The organism is Streptomyces sp. NPDC001315 (assembly GCF_042896175.1).
Taxonomy (GTDB): domain Bacteria; phylum Actinomycetota; class Actinomycetes; order Streptomycetales; family Streptomycetaceae; genus Streptomyces.
Genome location: NZ_JBIAWZ010000003.1, coordinates 262769 through 278036, shown reverse-complemented (window position 1 = coordinate 278036; position 15268 = coordinate 262769). Strand labels below are relative to the sequence as shown.

Here is a 15268-nt window from a genome sequence, read left to right as displayed (position 1 = left end):
GTGTGATCAGAGGTACGGTCCGCCCGAGCGGCCGCCCGCGCGCGGGTCCTCGGGGCCCTCGTGGCCGACGCCCGGCGGGAGGGCGCGACGCATCTGCTCCAACTGGGCGCGAGCCGCCATCTGCTGGGCGAACAACGTGGTCTGGATCCCGTGGAAGAGGCCCTCCAGCCAGCCGACCAACTGGGCCTGCGCGATACGCAGTTCCGCGTCGCTCGGGGTCGCCTCGTCCGCGAACGGCAGGGAGAGCCGCTCCAGCTCCTCGACCAGCTCCGGGGCCAGGCCGTCCTCCAGCTCCTTCACCGAGCTCGCGTGGATCTCCTTGAGCCGGACCCGGCTCGCCTCGTCCAGGGGAGCCGCGCGCACCTCCTCGAGCAGCTGCTTGATCATGCTGCCGATCCGCATGACTTTCGCGGGCTGCTCCACCATCTCCGTCACCGGGATCTCACGGGAGTCATCGTCCGCGTCCGTGCCACCGAGTGCCATGCCGTCCTGGCCCACGACCAGGATTCTCTGGGCGTTCTCCGGCGACCTTTCGTTCCTCGGCATCTCCATGCCGTCATTCTCTCGCACCCGTACACCTCATCACCTCCCTCCCTCGGCGGAACCCGAAATGCCCGGATCGCCACCCCGTGTGACGCTGATCGCACGATCTTGGCAACCTGACGACTGGGCACCGGGAGGGGGTCACCGACGTGACTCCATGGCGGTACGTGTTGCGCACGGTGGGCGTGTGCGGGGTGCTGGGGCTGTCCGGGACCTTGGCCGGCGGGACCGGGTCGGCGTACGAAACCTCGCCCGACCCCGCCCCGGTCCGCTCGGCATCGGCATCGGCATCGGCATCGGCATCGGCGTCCGCCTCCGCGTCCGCCTCGGTGTCCGCCTCCGCCTCTGCGTCCGCTTCCGCCTCGTCATCCGCTTCGGCCGCCGAACCGGACCGGGCCGGAAGCGTGGCGGGTGAGGGACGGCAGCGGCCCGGGCGGCGGGAGGAGACGGCGGCGCAGGTCGAGGGGGAGGACGAGGACGGGGGCGAGGACTCGGGGTATCCGGACGGCACGGACGAGGACGAGGACGAGGACAGCGGGAGCGCCACCGTCGGCCCGGACGCCTCGGAGGCCGGCCGGGCCACCGCGTCGCCCGGGCAGGCCGGTCTGACGCCCTCCACACCCCCGAGCGAGCCCGGCCGGCAGACGGCCGCGCAACCCGACCAGTCCGCCGAACCCGTCCTTCAGATCCTGCCCCTCGGCAGCGGACTGGTCCTGATCGGCCTCGGCCTCGGCCTCGCCTTCGTGGGGCTGCGGCTGCGGCGCGGTTAGAGCGGGCCGCAGGTCCGTCCCCGGATCAGGTTCTAGGTCAGGTTCTCGGGAACGACCAGCAGCACCTTTCCGATGTGGCCGCTGTCCTCCACCGTCCGGTGTGCGGCGGACGCTTCGTTCATGGGAAGTTCGCGGTCGACGACGGGGCGTACGCGGCCTGTGGCGATCAGTGGCCAGACATGTTCGCGTACGGCCGCGACAATGGCCGTCTTCTCGGAGAGCGGGCGGGCCCGCAGCGAGGTCGCGCTGATCGCGGCGCGCTTGTTGAGGAGCGTGGCGATGTTCAGCTCGCTCTTGACGCCGCCCTGCATGCCGATGATCGCCAGGCGGCCGTTGACGGCGAGGGTCTGGACGTTGCGGTCCAGGTACTTGGCGCCCATGTTGTCGAGGATGACGTCGGCACCCGCCCCGCCCGTGGCCTGGTCGACCTCGACGACGAAGTCCTGCTCCCGGTAGTTGATCAGGACGTCCGCGCCGAGCTCCGCGCACTTCTCCAGCTTCTCCTTGGTGCCCGCGGTGACGGCGACCCTGGCACCGACGGCCTTGGCGAGCTGGATCGCCATCGTGCCGATGCCGCTGGAGCCGCCGTGCACGAGCAGCGTCTCGCCCGGGCGGAGGTGGGAGATCATGAAGACGTTGGACCAGACCGTGCAGACCACCTCGGGCAGCGCCGCGGCCTGCCTGAGGTCGACGCTCTCGGGTACGGGCAGCAGCTGACCGGCCGGGACGACGACCTTCTCGGCATAACCGCCACCCGCCAGCAGCGCGCACACCTCGTCGCCGACCTTCCAGCCGGAGACACCGGTGCCGAGCGCGGCGACCCGGCCGGAGCACTCCAGGCCGGGATACGGCGAAGCGCCCGGCGGCGGGTTGTAGAAGCCCTGCCGCTGCAGGATGTCGGCGCGGTTGACGGCGCTGGCCACCACCTCGACCAGGACCTCGCCCTCACCGGGCACCGGGTCGGGGACCTCGGCCCACACCAGTGCCTCGGGTCCGCCAGGTTCGGGAATCGTGATCGCATACATGAGAGGGACGCTACCCCCGCTGCCCCTTCGTTCCCGGGCAGGTGCTCCGGAAAAGAGCGGGCGCCCTGGCCGGTAACGGCCTCCTCGGCGGCTGTACAACCGCGAGCGGGGCCGGACCGTGCTCAGGCCGGGGGGAGCGGCGGGATGCCTCGCGTGTCGGACGCGTCCGGCTCACCGTCCGGCGCGGCCCGGACGATCGTGATCAGGCGGTCCGTCAGCTCCAGGACGCCGAGGGCCGGATCGTCGTATCCGAGGAGCCGGTGCCCGCGTAGGACGCTCACCACGAGGTCGTCGGTCTCGCGGGGGCTGCGGCCCGCCTCGGCCTTGGTGACGGGCCGTTCGACGAGGTCGAGCCCGTCGCCCTGCTGGATGAGGTCCTCCATGACCCGCCCGGCCGCGGGGCTGAGCACGGACAGGCCCAGCAGCCGGCCGGCCGCACCGGCGCTGGTGATGACCTCGTCGGCGCCGGACTGCTTCAGCAGCGGAGCGTTCTCCTCCTCGCGCACCGCGGCCACGATCTTCGCCCCGCGATTGAGCTGCCGGGCCGTCAGTGCCACCAGGACGGCCGTGTCGTCGCGCTGGGTGGCGATGATGATCCGCCCCGCCCGCTGCACCTCGGCCTGCCGCAGCACATCACTGCGCGTCGCGTCCCCGACGATCCCCGCAAAGCCCTCGGCCGTCGCGGCGTCGATCGTCTTGGCACTGGGGTCGATCACGACGACCTGGCCCCTCTTCAGCCCCGTCGCACAGACGGTCCGGATCGCGGACCGGCCCTTCGTGCCGAAGCCGACGACGACGGTGTGGTCGCGCAAGGTGGACCTCCCATGTTGGTGTGCCGCGGTGAAGGTGTTGCGGTGAGGGTGTTGCGTTGACGGTGTTGCGGTGGAGGCTACTGCGGCGGACGTGTTGCTTCGTGACGCGCGCGTCCACGTCGGGAACCATGGTGCCGGTCGGGAACCATGGTGTTCGACTGTCCGGATCACCGCCACAGGGGGCACGCGATGAACGACGAGGCACGACCGCCGTACCGGGCGCGGAGGCTCTCCCTCCTGCGCGCCGTCTGGTACCGGACGCGCACCGAGGCCCGCGACGACGCGGAGGCGGGCCGGTCCATCACGATGCCGACCCAGACCGCCACGCCCCCGCTGCAACAGGTGCTGCGGCGCCTGGCCCTGGCCCTGCTGGTGCTCGCCGCCACCACGCTGATCGTCTACGCCGACCACGACGGCTACCGCGACAGCGCCGACGGCTCCCTCGACCTCCTCGACGCCGCGTACTACGCCACAGTCACGCTCTCCACCACCGGGTACGGCGACATCACCCCGGTCAGCGACGCCGCCCGGCTCACCAACATCCTCATCATCACGCCGCTGCGCGTGGTCTTCCTGATCATCCTGGTCGGCACCACCCTCGAAGTCCTCACCGAGCGCACCCGCCAGCAGGTCCGCATCCACCGGTGGCGCGCCCGGATCCGGGACCACGTGGTGGTCGTCGGGTACGGCACCAAGGGCCGGCACGCCGTGGAGACACTGGTCGGACAGGGCGTCGCCAAGGAGCGGATCGTCGTCGTGGACGCGCAGCGCAAGGCCGCGGACCTGGCCGGCGACGACGGGCTGGTGTCCGTGACCGGGGACGCAACCCGCTCGGAGACCCTCCTCAAGGCCGAGGCCCAGAACGCCTCCCGGGTGATCGTCGCCCCGCAGCGCGACGACACGGCCGCCCTGGTCACGCTCACCGCCCGGCAGCTGAACCGGCGCGCCACGATCGTCGCCGCCGCCCGGGAGGACGAGAACGTGCCCCTGCTCAAGCAGAGCGGCGCGGACACCGTCATCACCAGCTCGAGCTCCGCCGGCCGGCTGCTCGGGGTGTCCATGGTGAGCCCGTCGGTGGCCCGGATCCTGGAGGACCTCATGACCCTCGGCAGCGGCCTGGACCTCACCGAGCGCCCGGTCGCGGCCGACGAGGTGGGCCGAGCGCCCCGCGACTGCGCGGACCTGGTCGTGGCCGCCGTACGCGACGGGAAGCTGCTGGACTACGCCGACCCCCGGCTGACAAGCCTGCGCGCGGGGGACCGGGTCATCACGGTGAGCCGGGCCGTGCCCGCTCTCGAGTCCTGAGAGCGGCGCGGTGGCGTTGTTTCACGTGAAACACGCCCCGATTCCGGCGGCCGCCCACGGCAGATCGAGAAGGTCCGTCTCCTGACCCGGCCGGACGCCGCCCGGCGGTACGACCGCGAGGGCGTCGGCCGCCGCGACGCCACGCAGCATGGCCGGACCGTTGTAGTGCAGCGGCACGGCACGGTCCCCGCGCAGGACCACGGGGATGAGCCGGGTGTCGTACGGATGCCCGTGCGCCGCCTCCTGGAGCGGTAGCGCGTACGGCTCCGGGGCGGGGCGTACGGCGAGCGTCCGCAGCAGGGGTTCGGCGAGGGTGAGCAGGCCGGAGACGGCCGCGAGGGGGTTGCCGGGCAGGCCGACGAGGTGCTGGTTCTCCTTGATGCGGGCCAGCAGCATGGGGTGGCCCGGACGTACCTTGACGCCGTCGACCAGGAGCTCGGCGCCGATCCGGCCGAGCGTGGGGTGGACGTGGTCGACGGGGCCCGCGGCGGTGCCGCCGGTGGTGACGATCAGGTCGGCGTCGGAGGTCGTGAGGGCCTTGTGCAGGGCCTTCGCGTCGTCGCCGAGGCGGCGGACGGCGATGACCTCGGCGCCCAGGGCACGCAGCCAGGGCGGCAGCATCGGGCCGAGGGCGTCCCGGATCAGACCGTCGTGCGGCAGTCCCTCGGTGAGCAGTTCGTCGCCGAGGACGAGTACGTCGACGCGGGGGCGGGGGACCACGGTGAGTGTGTCGTACCCGGCGGCCGCGGCGAGGCCGAGGACGGCGGGCGTCACCAGGGTGCCGACAGCGAGGAGTTGGTCGCCGGAGCGGCACTCCTGAGCGCGGGGGCGGATGTCCTGGCCGTGCTGGACCTCGCGGGTGGCGTGCAGGCGGCCCTTGTCGTCCGTACGGCCGTGCTCGCTGCGCAGGACCGCGGTGGTGTCCGCCGGGATACGGGCCCCGGTCGCGATGCGGACGGCCTCGCCGTCGGTGAGGGGCTCGGGCTGGGCGTGGCCGGCGAGAACGCCCTCGTCGCGTACGTCCCAAGGGCCGGGCCCCGCGACCGCCCAGCCGTCCATCGCGGAGGTGTCGAAGGAGGGCAGGTCGGTGAGGGCGGCGAGGGGAGCGGCCAGGGTGAGGCCGAGGGAGCCGTCGAGGGGGACGGAGACGGGGGTGCGGTGGGCGCTTCGGCCGGCGGCACGGCCCGCGCGTTCGGCGATCGCACGGGCCTCGGGCCAGGGGGTCGACCTGTGGTGGGCGTCCGGCTTGCGAGAGGCCCCGTGGGCCCCGCGCCGCGCGGTGGGTGGGGGGCCCTGGCTCCCCGGGATGCGGCCGCTGCCGTCGTTCACGAGCGCGAGCACCTCCTCGACGTCGAGATCCTCTGCGTCCTCGGCGTTCCCGGTCTCTCCGTCCGCCCGGATGCCGGGGGCGGTCATCCGGCGTCCGGGCCCGCGTCGGGGTCGGCCTCGGGCTTGGCGTCGGGCTTGGCCGCGCCGCTCTCCTCGTCCGCCCAGCGGAGCGCGAGCGCCGCGGCCTTGCGGGATGCCTCGGTCACCGCTTCGGGGCCGCCGCCGGCCCGCGCGGCCGCGTAGCCGACGAGGAAGGTGGTCAGCGGGGCCGCGGGCCGGGCCACGCCGTGGGCGGCGTCTCGGGCGAGGTCGAGCAGCACGCCGGTGTCGACGTCGAGGTCGATGCCCAGCTCGTCCTTGACTGCGGAAATCCATTCATCCAACACGTGTCCATGCTCCCTGATGCGTGCCCTGGCGATGGCGATGTCGTCCCAGGTGTCGCAGTCGAAGGACGCGACGGGGTCGGGGACGCGAGTGAGGTCGAGCCCGGCGGTCAGCCGGCGCAGGGGCAGGCCGGTGAGAGCCCCGTGCTCAAGGGTGAGTGCCGCCAGTTCCCGGCGCAGCGCGGGCGCCCGGTACGCGGCCACGAGCGGCTGGTCCCGGCCGTCGGCGTCGGTGAGCAGCACGCCCTCGGCGCCGCTCGCACGCAGGGCCGCCAGCAACCGCCGTACGGTCGGCTCGCCGAGGAAGGGGAGGTCGGCGGAGAGTACGACGACCTGCTCGGCGGTGGTGTGCCGAAGGCCCGCGTCGAGCGCGGCCACCGGTCCGCCGCCGGGCGGCTCCTCGCGCGCCCAGGTCACGGGCCGCGCGGTGGGCCGGGGGTCGGCGACGACCGTGGTGGTGCGGGCCTGGGCGCACGCCGCCAGCACCCGGTCGATGAGAGGGCGTCCGCCCACGCGCACGCCGGGCTTGTCCGCCCCGCCGAGCCGCCGGGCGGCACCGCCGGCGAGCACGATGGCGTCGTAGGCGGTGCCGTACGCGGTCCCGGCCGTGCCCGGCGCGCTGTCGGCAGCGGCGTCGGGTTCACCGAGGGGCTCGTATGCGGTCACCCCCCCGAGTATGCGGCCCGGCCTGATCACAGGGAACGTGTGGGCAGCGCCGTGATCACAGGTTGCGCAGGAGTACGGCCGGTTGTTCCACACAGTCCGCCACGTACCGCAGGAAACCGCCCGCCGTGCCGCCGTCGCACACCCGGTGGTCGAAGGTGAGCGAGAGCTGGACGACCTGTCGCACGGCCAGCTCTCCCTCGTGCACCCAGGGCTTGGGGACGATGCGGCCGACGCCGAGCATGGCCGCCTCGGGATGGTTGATGATCGGCGTGGAGCCGTCGACGCCGAACACTCCGTAGTTGTTCAACGTGAAGGTCCCGCCGGTGAGTTCGCCGGGCGTCAGCGTCCCGGTCCGGGCCGCCTCGGTCAGCCGCGCGAACTCCGCGGTCAGTCCCTCCGCGTCCCGTGCGTGCGCGTCCCGGACGACGGGCACGACCAGCCCACGCTCGGTCTGCGCGGCGAAGCCGAAGTGCACGTGGTCGAACTGGACGACTTCCCTGGCGTCCATGTCGACGGTGGAGTTGAGTTCCGGGAAACGGGCGAGGGCGGCGGTGCAGATGCGGGCCAGCAGCGCGAGGAGGGAGATCTTCGGGCCCGCGGTGGTGGGGGTCTGGGGGTGTCCCCCAGAAAAGCGCTGCATGGCCGTCCGTGCCCGCATCAGTTCCGTGGCGTCGGCATCCACCCAGCAGGTGGCGTCGGGGATTTCGCGCCGGCTTCGGGTCAGTTTGTCGGCGACGGCGCCTCGGATGCCCTTGAGGGGGACACGGGTGCCGCCGAGGGCGGTCGCTGGGGCGTGCGGTTCGGGGGTCGTGGTCCGCGCGGGCGCCGGCCGTACGTGCGGCTCGGCCGGCCGCCCTTGTGCGGTGGCGGCCCGCAGCGCGTACTCGACGTCCGCCCGCAGGATCAGCCCGTCGGGCCCGGAGCCCGTCAGCTCCTGCAGATCCAGCCCGTTCTCGCGGGCGAGCCGCCGCACGAGGGGCGAGATCACAGGAACGGGCCGTTCTTCTTCGGGCGGCGAGGCCACGGGCAATGCGCCCACGCGCGCGTGGGCCGCGGTCGTGGGGGTCGCGGCCTCGGGGGTCGTGGTCCCGGGTGCCGTGGTCTCCGGTGCCGTGGTCTCCGGTGCCGTGGTCCCGGGTGTCCTTGGGCCCTCGGAAGGCGTGGGCCCGGCCGCAGGCCGCACCCTGCGCCGCCGCGCCGGAGCCGTCCCCGTCCCGTATCCGACCAGGACGTTGCCGGATCCCGTGTCCTCGTCGCGCGTGGCCGGTTCGCCGACCGCGACCGTCAGCAGCGGTGCCCCGACGGGTAGTTCCGTGCCCTCCTCGCCGAAGCGGGCGGTGACCACGCCGCCGTAGGGGCAGGGCACGTCGACCATCGCCTTGGCCGTCTCGACCTCGACGACCGGCTGGTCGATGGCGACGACGTCCCCGACCTGCACCAGCCAGCGCACGATCTCCGCCTCGGTGAGCCCCTCGCCGAGGTCGGGGAGCCTGAACTCCAGCACCTGTGCCATCAGTTGTCCGCCTCCCACTGCAGACGCGCCACGGCGTCCAAGATCCGGTCCACGCCGGGCAGGTGGTGGCGCTCCAGCATCGGCGGCGGGTACGGGATGTCGAACCCGGCGACGCGCAGCACCGGTGCCTCCAGATGGTGGAAGCAGCGCTCCGTGACCCGGGCCGCGATCTCTCCGCCCGGGCCGCCGAACCCGCCCGACTCGTGCACGACGACCGCGCGCCCGGTCCGTCGTACCGACGCGCAGACCGTCTCGTCGTCGAACGGCACCAGGGAGCGCAGGTCGACGACTTCGAGGTCCCAGCCCTCGGCCCGGGCCGCCTCGGCGGCTTCGAGGCAGACGGGCACCGACGGACCGTACGTGATGAGTGTGGCGCTCCGGCCCGAGCGCCGCACCACCGCGCGGCCTATCGGTTCAACGGTCGCCGGGGCGTCCGGGTTCCAGGAGTCCTTCGACCAGTACAGGCGCTTGGGTTCGAGGAAGACGACCGGGTCGTCGGAGGCGATGGCCGCACGCAGCAGCCCGTAGGCGTCGGCGACGGTCGCGGGCGTGACGACCTGGAGCCCCGGAGTCGCCATGTAGTACGCCTCGGACGAGTCGCTGTGGTGCTCGACCCCGCCGATACCGCCGCCGTAGGGGACGCGGACGGTGATCGGCAGCGGCATCTTCCCGCCGGTGCGGTTGCGCATGCGGGCGACATGGCTGATGAGCTGCTCGAACGCCGGGTAGGCGAAGGCGTCGAACTGCATCTCGACGACGGGCCTCAGCCCGTACATCGCCATACCGACGGCGGTGCCGAGGATGCCCGCCTCGGCCAGCGGGGTGTCCGTGCAGCGGTCCTCGCCGAACTCCTTGGCGAGCCCGTCGGTGACGCGGAAGACACCGCCGAGGGTGCCGACGTCCTCGCCCATGACGTGCACCGTGGGGTCGGCGGCCATGGCGTCCCGGAGTGCGCGCGTGAGGGCCTGTGCCATGGTGGCCGGCTTGACGGCGACCGTGGTCATCGGAGGGCACCTTCCTGGTCGTCGTGCTCGGCCTCCAACTCGGCCCGCAACTGGGCGCGCTGCTCGCGCAGTTGGGAGGTGGGCTCGGCGTACACGTGGGCGAACAGGTCCATCGGGTCGAGCACCGGGTCCTGGTTCATCCGCTCGCGCAGGCCGGCGGCCAACGCCTCGGCGTCCTCGCGCGCGGCCCGGATGCCGTCCTCGTCGAGCAGGCCGCGCTCCGTCAGCTCGCGCTCCAGCAGCATGACCGGGTCGTGCGCCCGCCAGGCCTCGACCTCGGCGTCGGAGCGGTAGCGGGTCGCGTCGTCGGCGTTGGTGTGGGCGTCGACGCGGTACGTGATCGCCTCGACGAGCGTGGGACCGCCGCCCGCGCGCGCGTGCCGTACGGCGTCGCTGAGGACCTCGTGCACCGCGGCCGCGTCGTTGCCGTCGACCAGGCGGCCCGGCATGCCGTACCCGACGGCCTTGTGGGCCAGGGAGGGGGCGGCGGTCTGCTTGGCGAGCGGGACGGAGATCGCGAAGCCGTTGTTCTGGACGAGGAAGACGACCGGGGCCTGCCAGACGGCGGCGAAGTTCAGCGCCTCGTGGAAGTCGCCCTCGCTGGTGCCGCCGTCGCCGACCATGGCGAGCGCGACCACGTCGTCTCCCTTGAGGCGGGCCGCGTGGGCGAGGCCGACGGCGTGCGGGAGCTGGGTGGCGAGCGGCGTGCACAGCGGCGCGACGCGATGCTCGTGGGGGTCGTAGCCGGTGTGCCAGTCGCCGCGCAGCAGGGTGAGCGCGTGAACCGGGTCCACGCCGCGTACGACGGCGGCGAGGGTGTCGCGGTAGCTCGGGAAGAGCCAGTCGCGCTCCTCCAGGGCGAGGGCGGCGGCGACCTCGCTCGCCTCCTGACCGGTGCTGGAGGGGTAGACGGCGAGCCGACCCTGCTTGGTGAGGGCGGTGGCCTGCGCGTTGTAGCGGCGGCCGCGCACCACGTGCGCGTAGAGCCGCCGCAGCAGCTCCGGGTCGGCCTTCACGGCGGCCTGCGTGCCGAGAACGCGGTACGGCTCCGCGTCCGGCAGCAGCGGCGCGGGGTCGGTCCGGGGCTGCCAGGCGGGCGGCGGCGCCGGCCGGTACCCGCCCCGCTGCTCCATCACCGTCATGACGGCACCTCCTCGTGGGAGTGGCTACGGGAGACGTGTCGGCTGTGACCCGCCTCACCTACCGATTGTTCGGTCGTCAGCACATTTTGGCTACATGCACCCTCAGGCTGTGGACAAACGGTTCTCCACAACCTGAGATGGACGCAGTACGTCCATGACGGAGAGGCGGGGGGACATGCCACCTGAACAAATGGCCGAACGCCCGGACGGCGGCACCGCCCTGCCGCCGCCGCGTCCGCTGGACGCCATCGATCAGGACATCCTCCAGATCCTCCAGGGCGACGGCCGGGCGTCGATACGGACGGTCGCCGAGCGGGTGCACGTCTCGCGCGCGAACGCCTACGCGCGGATCAACCGCCTCGTCGAGGACGGCGTCATCCGTGGCTTCGGGGCCCGCGTGGACCATGAACGCGCGGGCCAGGGCACGTCCGCGTACATCACGCTGAAGATCGTGCAGAACTCCTGGCGCACGGTGCGCGAGCAGCTCAGACAGCTGCCAGGGGCGTCCCACATCGCACTGGTGGGCGGTGACTTCGACGTACTGCTGCTGGTGCACACGCCCGACAACAGGGCGCTGCGCGAAGTGGTGCTCACCCGGCTCCAGGCGATCCCCGAGGTGCTCAGCACGCGCACGCTGCTGGTGTTCGAGGAGGAGGACCTGGAGCCTCAGGGGTGATCCGCGCGCCCGAGGGCGACTCACCGAGGCTCAGGGTGACCGACCGAGTCTCAGGATGGCCCGCCGAACCCGAGCGTGACCCGCCGAACCCGAGCGTGACCCGCCAAGCCTGCGGGTGACTCACTCGGCCTTGCGCAGCCCCCCGAAGACCAGCCGCACCACGGCATCGGCCACGTCGCCCTCGGCTATCCCCCCGCCCCCCGGGCGGTACCACTCGACGACCGAGTTGATCATCCCGAAGACGAGGCGCGTCGCGAGTCGCACCTCCACGTCACCGCGCACGTCCCCGTCGGCCGCCGCCGCCTTCAGCAGATCGGCGACCCGGTGGTCGAAGTCGCGGCGCCGATCCAGGGCCCACCGCTCGGTGCCGGTGTTGCCGCGCACCCGCAGCAGCAGCGTCACGTAGGGCAGGTCGGTGATCAGCACCTCGACCATGCGCCGCACGACGTACTCCAGGCGCTCGACGGCCCGCCCCACGCGCGCGTGCTCCTCGTCGAGGATCCCGAACAGCTCGTCCAGCGCCCGGCTGACGGCCCGCCGCAGCAGTTCCTCCTTGCCGGTGACGTGGTGGTATATCGACGACTTGGAGATGCCGGCCGCCTTGGACAGGTGCTCCATGGAGGTGCCGTCGTAGCCGCGCTCGTTGAAGACCCGCACCGCGACCGACAGCAGGGTCTCCGGCGTGTACGTGTCGCGCTTGGCGGTGGTCATGGGGTGCCCTCCCGCTTGTCGGTGGCGTACGCGTGGCGGTACAGCGCGAGGGACGGCGCGTAGCGGCCGCCGGGGTCGCGCAGGTGCAGGTCGTCGAGGAGGGCGTACGCCCAGTTGCGGCCGAGTCTGCGGCTCCATTCGAAGGGGCCGAGCGGGTAGTTGACCCCGAGGCGCATCGCGGTGTCGACGTCCTCCTCGGTGGCCACGCCCTTGCCCACGGCGTCGTGCGCCAGGTCGACGATCCGGGCCACCGTGCGGGCGACGATCATGCCGGGCACGTCGCCGATGACGCTGACGTCCTTGCCGAGGGCCTGGAAGAGGCCGATGGCCTCGGCGAGAGTCTGCGGAGCGGTGTCCTGAGAGGCCGACAGTGCGATGCGGGTGGCCCTGCGGTAGTCGAGGGCGAGGTCGAAGTAGACGACGTCCCGGAACTCCACGGAGGTCTGGCCGTCGGCGAGGGCCAACTGGCCGCCCCCGGGCAGCACCAGGCGCGTGCCGTGGTCCTCGTCCTCCTCGCGCACCTGGATGCCCGCCTCGCGGATCAGCGCGAGCAGCTCCGAGGCGGGGCCCAGGCCGCCCTCGGCGACCACATACGCCGGCGGCTGTGCCTTCTCCGCGGTGTGCGGCTCGGCGCGCTCGGCGCCGTCGCGGTAGTCGTACCAGCCTTGTCCGCTCTTGCGGCCGAGCCGGCCCGACTCGACCAGCCGGCGCTGGGCGAGCGACGGGGTGAAGCGCACGTCCTGGAAGAAGGACTGCCACACCGAGTGCGTGACGGACTCGTTGACGTCCTGCCCGATCAGGTCGGTCAGCTCGAACGCGCCCATCCGGAAGCCCCCCGACTCGCGCAGGATCGCGTCGATGGTGGCGGGGTCGGCGCCCTGGGCCTCGTAGACCGCGAAGGCCTCGGCGTAGAAGGGCCGCGCGATGCGGTTGACGATGAAGCCGGGGGTGTCGGCGCAGGCGACCGGCGTCTTGCCCCAGGCGCGGGCCGTCTCGTACGCGCGCGTGGCGGAGGTGACGTCGGTGGCGAAGCCGGAGACGACCTCCACGAGCGGCAGCAACGGCGCGGGGTTGAAGAAATGCAGGCCCACGAAGCGGCCGGGGTTGCGCAGGGCGCCGCCGATCGCGGTCACCGACAGGGACGAGGTGTTGGTGGCGAGCAGGGAGTCGTCACTGACGATTCCCTCCAGCTCGCGCAGCAGCTCCTGCTTGACGTCCAGTCGCTCCACGACGGCCTCGACGACCAGCGAGCAGTCCGCGAGGTCGGCGAGCTCGCGCGCGGGGAGCAGCCGGGCGCGTGCCGCGTCCCGGTCGGCGGCGGTGAGGCGGTCCTTCTCGACGAGCCGGTCCAGGCGGGCACCGATCGCTTCGGCCGCCTCCTGGGCGCGTCCGGGGGCGGCGTCGTACAGCCGTACGCAGTGGCCCGCGACCAGCGCGACCTGGGCGATGCCCTGGCCCATGGTGCCGGCGCCGACGACGGCCACGGGGCTGCTGAGGTCGAGTGCTGTCATGTGCGCGATCCTCCCGCACGGGGTTTTCCACAGATGCGGCAGGCCCCCTTGTCCCGACCGATCGTTCGGTTACTCTAACTCTGACTAGCTGTTTCTGCCCATGTTCTGCCCAGGTCATGAGCTCGACGAAGAGTTCTTGAAAAGAGGAGTTGGTCCCGCATGGCCGCCGAACCGATCGTCGAAGCGACCGCCCACGAGCTGATCGCCAAGCACCGGCCCACCCTCGACCAGGCGCTCGAGGCGATCCGTACGCGCGCGTACTGGTCACCGCACCCCGAACACCCCAAGGCCTACGGCGAGAACGGCAGCCTGGACGCGGCGGCGGGCAAGGCCGCCTTCGACGCCGTCCTGAACACCCGCCTCGACCTCGGCCAGCCCGGCACGGACGACTGGGTGGGCGGGGAGGTCTCCCCGTACGGCGTCGAGCTGGGCGTGACGTACCCGCACGCGGACGTGGACGTGCTGCTGCCCGCCATGAAGGCCGGTCAGCGGGCCTGGCGGGACGCGGGCGCGGAGCTGCGTGCCGTGGTCTGCCTGGAGATCCTCAAGCGGATCAGCGACCGGACGCACGAGTTCGCGCACGCGGTCATGCACACCAGCGGCCAGGCCTTCATGATGGCGCTCCAGGCGGGCGGACCGCACGCGCAGGACCGCGGTCTGGAGGCGGTGGCGTACGCGTACGTGGAGCAGGTCCGCACCCCCGACACCGCGGAGTGGACCAAGCCGCAGGGCAAACGCGACCCGCTCGCGCTCACCAAGCAGTTCACGCCCGTCCCGCGCGGCATCGCCCTGGTGATCGGCTGCAACACCTTCCCGACGTGGAACGGCTATCCGGGCCTGTTCGCGTCCCTGGCCACCGGCAACGCGGTCCTGGTCAAGCCCCACCCGCGCGCGGTGCTGCCGCTCGCGCTCACCGTGCAGGTCGCGCGCCAGGTGCTCGCCGAGGCCGGCTTCGACCCGAACCTGGTGGCGCTGGCCGCCGAGCGGCCCGGCGAGGGCATCGCCAAGACCCTGGCCACCCGCCCGGAGATCCGGATCATCGACTACACCGGTTCCACGGCGTTCGGCGACTGGCTGGAGGCCAACGCCCGTCAGGCGCAGGTCTTCACGGAGAAGGCCGGCGTCAACACGGTCCTCGTCGAGTCGACCGGCGACTACAAGGGGATGCTCTCCAACCTGGCCTTCTCGCTGTCGCTGTACAGCGGCCAGATGTGCACGACCCCGCAGAACCTGCTCATCCCCCGCGACGGCATCCGCACCGACGAGGGCCCCCGGACCTTCGACGAGGTCGTCGCCGACCTCGCGCGGTCCGTGGACGGCCTCCTCGGTGACGACGCGCGCGCGAACGCCCTGCTCGGCGCCATCGTCAACCCGGACGTGAAGGCCCGCCTGGAGGCGGCCGCGGGGCTGGGCGAGGTCGCCCTCGCGTCACGGCAGATCAGCAACCCGGACTTCCCCGAAGCGGTCGTCCGTACGCCCGTGATCGTGAAGCTGGACGGTGCGCGGAAATACTGGGAGGGGGCGGACGACGAGGCCGCCTTCATGAACGAGTGCTTCGGGCCCGTCTCCTTCGCCGTCGCGGTCGACTCGGCGTCGGACGCGGTGGAGCTGCTGCGCCGGACGATCCGCGAGAAGGGCGCGATGACGGTGGGCGCGTACACCACCGACGAGGAGGTCGAGCGGGCCGTCCAGGAGGTCTGCCTGGAGGAGGCCGCCCAGCTCTCCCTGAACCTCACCGGCGGGGTGTACGTCAACCAGACGGCCGCCTTCTCCGACTTCCACGGCTCGGGCGGCAACCCGGCGGCCAATGCGACTCTCACCGACGGCGCGTTCGTCGCCGGCCGCTTCCGGGTGGTGGAGGTGCGACGGGAGGTCTGA

Annotated in this window: 13 protein-coding genes and 1 pseudogene; 4 read left to right on the top strand and 10 right to left on the bottom strand. The window is 72.6% G+C overall.

Annotated features, from left to right (window positions below; translation table 11 throughout):
• Window positions 1-6: 6 nt before the first annotated feature.
• Complete coding sequence (locus tag ACFY16_RS11725) at window positions 7-552, bottom strand: bacterial proteasome activator family protein (RefSeq protein WP_390647247.1); 546 nt, start codon at window positions 550-552, stop codon at window positions 7-9.
• Window positions 553-692: 140 nt separating this feature from the next.
• Between ACFY16_RS11725 and ACFY16_RS11720 the strand changes: the two genes are divergently transcribed.
• A complete protein-coding gene (locus tag ACFY16_RS11720) occupies window positions 693-1313 on the top strand; it encodes a hypothetical protein (protein ID WP_390646911.1) in 621 nt (206 codons plus the stop codon).
• A 32-nt stretch (window positions 1314-1345) separates the two neighbouring features.
• Here ACFY16_RS11720 and ACFY16_RS11715 read toward each other — a convergent pair whose 3' ends face one another.
• Together ACFY16_RS11715 and ACFY16_RS11710 are read right to left on the bottom strand one after the other, a co-directional pair.
• Window positions 1346-2338 (bottom strand): NAD(P)H-quinone oxidoreductase, encoded by a 993-nt coding sequence (locus tag ACFY16_RS11715; protein WP_390646910.1) that lies wholly within the window; start codon window positions 2336-2338, stop codon window positions 1346-1348.
• 122 nt (window positions 2339-2460) lie between these two features.
• Window positions 2461-3159: pseudogene (locus ACFY16_RS11710) on the bottom strand (potassium channel family protein); the annotation flags it as partial.
• 180 nt (window positions 3160-3339) lie between these two features.
• Between ACFY16_RS11710 and ACFY16_RS11705 the strand changes: the two are divergent.
• On the top strand, window positions 3340-4455 hold the full coding sequence (locus tag ACFY16_RS11705; protein ID WP_390646909.1) for a potassium channel family protein: 1116 nt from the start codon (window positions 3340-3342) through the stop codon (window positions 4453-4455).
• A gap of 21 nt (window positions 4456-4476) precedes the next feature.
• Here the strand turns inward: ACFY16_RS11705 and ACFY16_RS11700 are convergent, their stop codons facing one another.
• From ACFY16_RS11700 to pdhA, 5 genes are read right to left on the bottom strand one after another with little or no spacing between them, the layout of a single operon-like run.
• Window positions 4477-5871, bottom strand: coding sequence for a molybdopterin molybdotransferase MoeA (locus ACFY16_RS11700; protein WP_390646908.1), 1395 nt, complete (start codon window positions 5869-5871; stop codon window positions 4477-4479).
• On the bottom strand, window positions 5868-6833 hold the full coding sequence (locus ACFY16_RS11695) for an NTP transferase domain-containing protein (protein ID WP_390646907.1): 966 nt from the start codon (window positions 6831-6833) through the stop codon (window positions 5868-5870). The genes ACFY16_RS11700 and ACFY16_RS11695 overlap by 4 nt, the downstream gene beginning before the upstream one ends.
• Before the next feature lie 55 nt (window positions 6834-6888).
• On the bottom strand, window positions 6889-8346 hold the full coding sequence (locus tag ACFY16_RS11690; protein WP_390646906.1) for a dihydrolipoamide acetyltransferase family protein: 1458 nt from the start codon (window positions 8344-8346) through the stop codon (window positions 6889-6891).
• Window positions 8346-9350 (bottom strand): alpha-ketoacid dehydrogenase subunit beta, encoded by a 1005-nt coding sequence (locus tag ACFY16_RS11685; RefSeq protein WP_390646905.1) that lies wholly within the window; start codon window positions 9348-9350, stop codon window positions 8346-8348. Before ACFY16_RS11685 ends, ACFY16_RS11690 begins: the two co-directional genes overlap by 1 nt.
• A complete protein-coding gene (pdhA, locus tag ACFY16_RS11680) occupies window positions 9347-10492 on the bottom strand; it encodes a pyruvate dehydrogenase (acetyl-transferring) E1 component subunit alpha (protein ID WP_390646904.1) in 1146 nt (381 codons plus the stop codon). The genes ACFY16_RS11685 and pdhA overlap by 4 nt, the downstream gene beginning before the upstream one ends.
• 190 nt (window positions 10493-10682) lie before the next feature.
• On the opposite strand from pdhA, the gene ACFY16_RS11675 reads away from it, so the two are divergent.
• Window positions 10683-11168, top strand: a complete 486-nt coding sequence (locus ACFY16_RS11675; protein ID WP_390647246.1) for an Lrp/AsnC family transcriptional regulator — start codon at window positions 10683-10685, stop codon at window positions 11166-11168.
• Between the two features lie 120 nt (window positions 11169-11288).
• Here ACFY16_RS11675 and ACFY16_RS11670 read toward each other — a convergent pair whose 3' ends face one another.
• Entirely contained in the window at window positions 11289-11879 is a 591-nt protein-coding gene (locus ACFY16_RS11670) for a TetR/AcrR family transcriptional regulator (RefSeq protein ID WP_390646903.1), read from the bottom strand.
• Window positions 11876-13390 carry a 3-hydroxyacyl-CoA dehydrogenase gene (locus ACFY16_RS11665; RefSeq protein WP_390646902.1) on the bottom strand — a complete coding sequence of 505 codons (1515 nt, stop codon included), beginning with the start codon at window positions 13388-13390 and terminating at the stop codon, window positions 11876-11878. The genes ACFY16_RS11670 and ACFY16_RS11665 overlap by 4 nt, the downstream gene beginning before the upstream one ends.
• A 159-nt stretch (window positions 13391-13549) precedes the next feature.
• Between ACFY16_RS11665 and paaN the strand changes: the two genes are divergently transcribed.
• Window positions 13550-15268 (top strand): phenylacetic acid degradation protein PaaN, encoded by a 1719-nt coding sequence (gene paaN / locus ACFY16_RS11660; RefSeq protein ID WP_390646901.1) that lies wholly within the window; start codon window positions 13550-13552, stop codon window positions 15266-15268.

What these genes read in the sequence shown, in the direction of transcription:
- paaN (WP_390646901.1), top strand. Translation starts at nt 13,550, where the DNA reads ATGGCCGCCGAACCGATCGTCGAAGCGACCGCCCACGAGCTGATCGCC.
- ACFY16_RS11715 (WP_390646910.1), bottom strand. Translation starts at nt 2,338, where the DNA reads ATGTATGCGATCACGATTCCCGAACCTGGCGGACCCGAGGCACTGGTG.
- ACFY16_RS11705 (WP_390646909.1), top strand. Translation starts at nt 3,340, where the DNA reads ATGAACGACGAGGCACGACCGCCGTACCGGGCGCGGAGGCTCTCCCTC.
- ACFY16_RS11665 (WP_390646902.1), bottom strand. Translation starts at nt 13,390, where the DNA reads ATGACAGCACTCGACCTCAGCAGCCCCGTGGCCGTCGTCGGCGCCGGC.
- ACFY16_RS11675 (WP_390647246.1), top strand. Translation starts at nt 10,683, where the DNA reads ATGGCCGAACGCCCGGACGGCGGCACCGCCCTGCCGCCGCCGCGTCCG.
- ACFY16_RS11670 (WP_390646903.1), bottom strand. Translation starts at nt 11,879, where the DNA reads ATGACCACCGCCAAGCGCGACACGTACACGCCGGAGACCCTGCTGTCG.
- ACFY16_RS11700 (WP_390646908.1), bottom strand. Translation starts at nt 5,871, where the DNA reads ATGACCGCCCCCGGCATCCGGGCGGACGGAGAGACCGGGAACGCCGAG.
- ACFY16_RS11725 (WP_390647247.1), bottom strand. Translation starts at nt 552, where the DNA reads ATGGAGATGCCGAGGAACGAAAGGTCGCCGGAGAACGCCCAGAGAATC.
- ACFY16_RS11685 (WP_390646905.1), bottom strand. Translation starts at nt 9,350, where the DNA reads ATGACCACGGTCGCCGTCAAGCCGGCCACCATGGCACAGGCCCTCACG.
- pdhA (WP_390646904.1), bottom strand. Translation starts at nt 10,492, where the DNA reads ATGACGGTGATGGAGCAGCGGGGCGGGTACCGGCCGGCGCCGCCGCCC.
- ACFY16_RS11690 (WP_390646906.1), bottom strand. Translation starts at nt 8,346, where the DNA reads ATGGCACAGGTGCTGGAGTTCAGGCTCCCCGACCTCGGCGAGGGGCTC.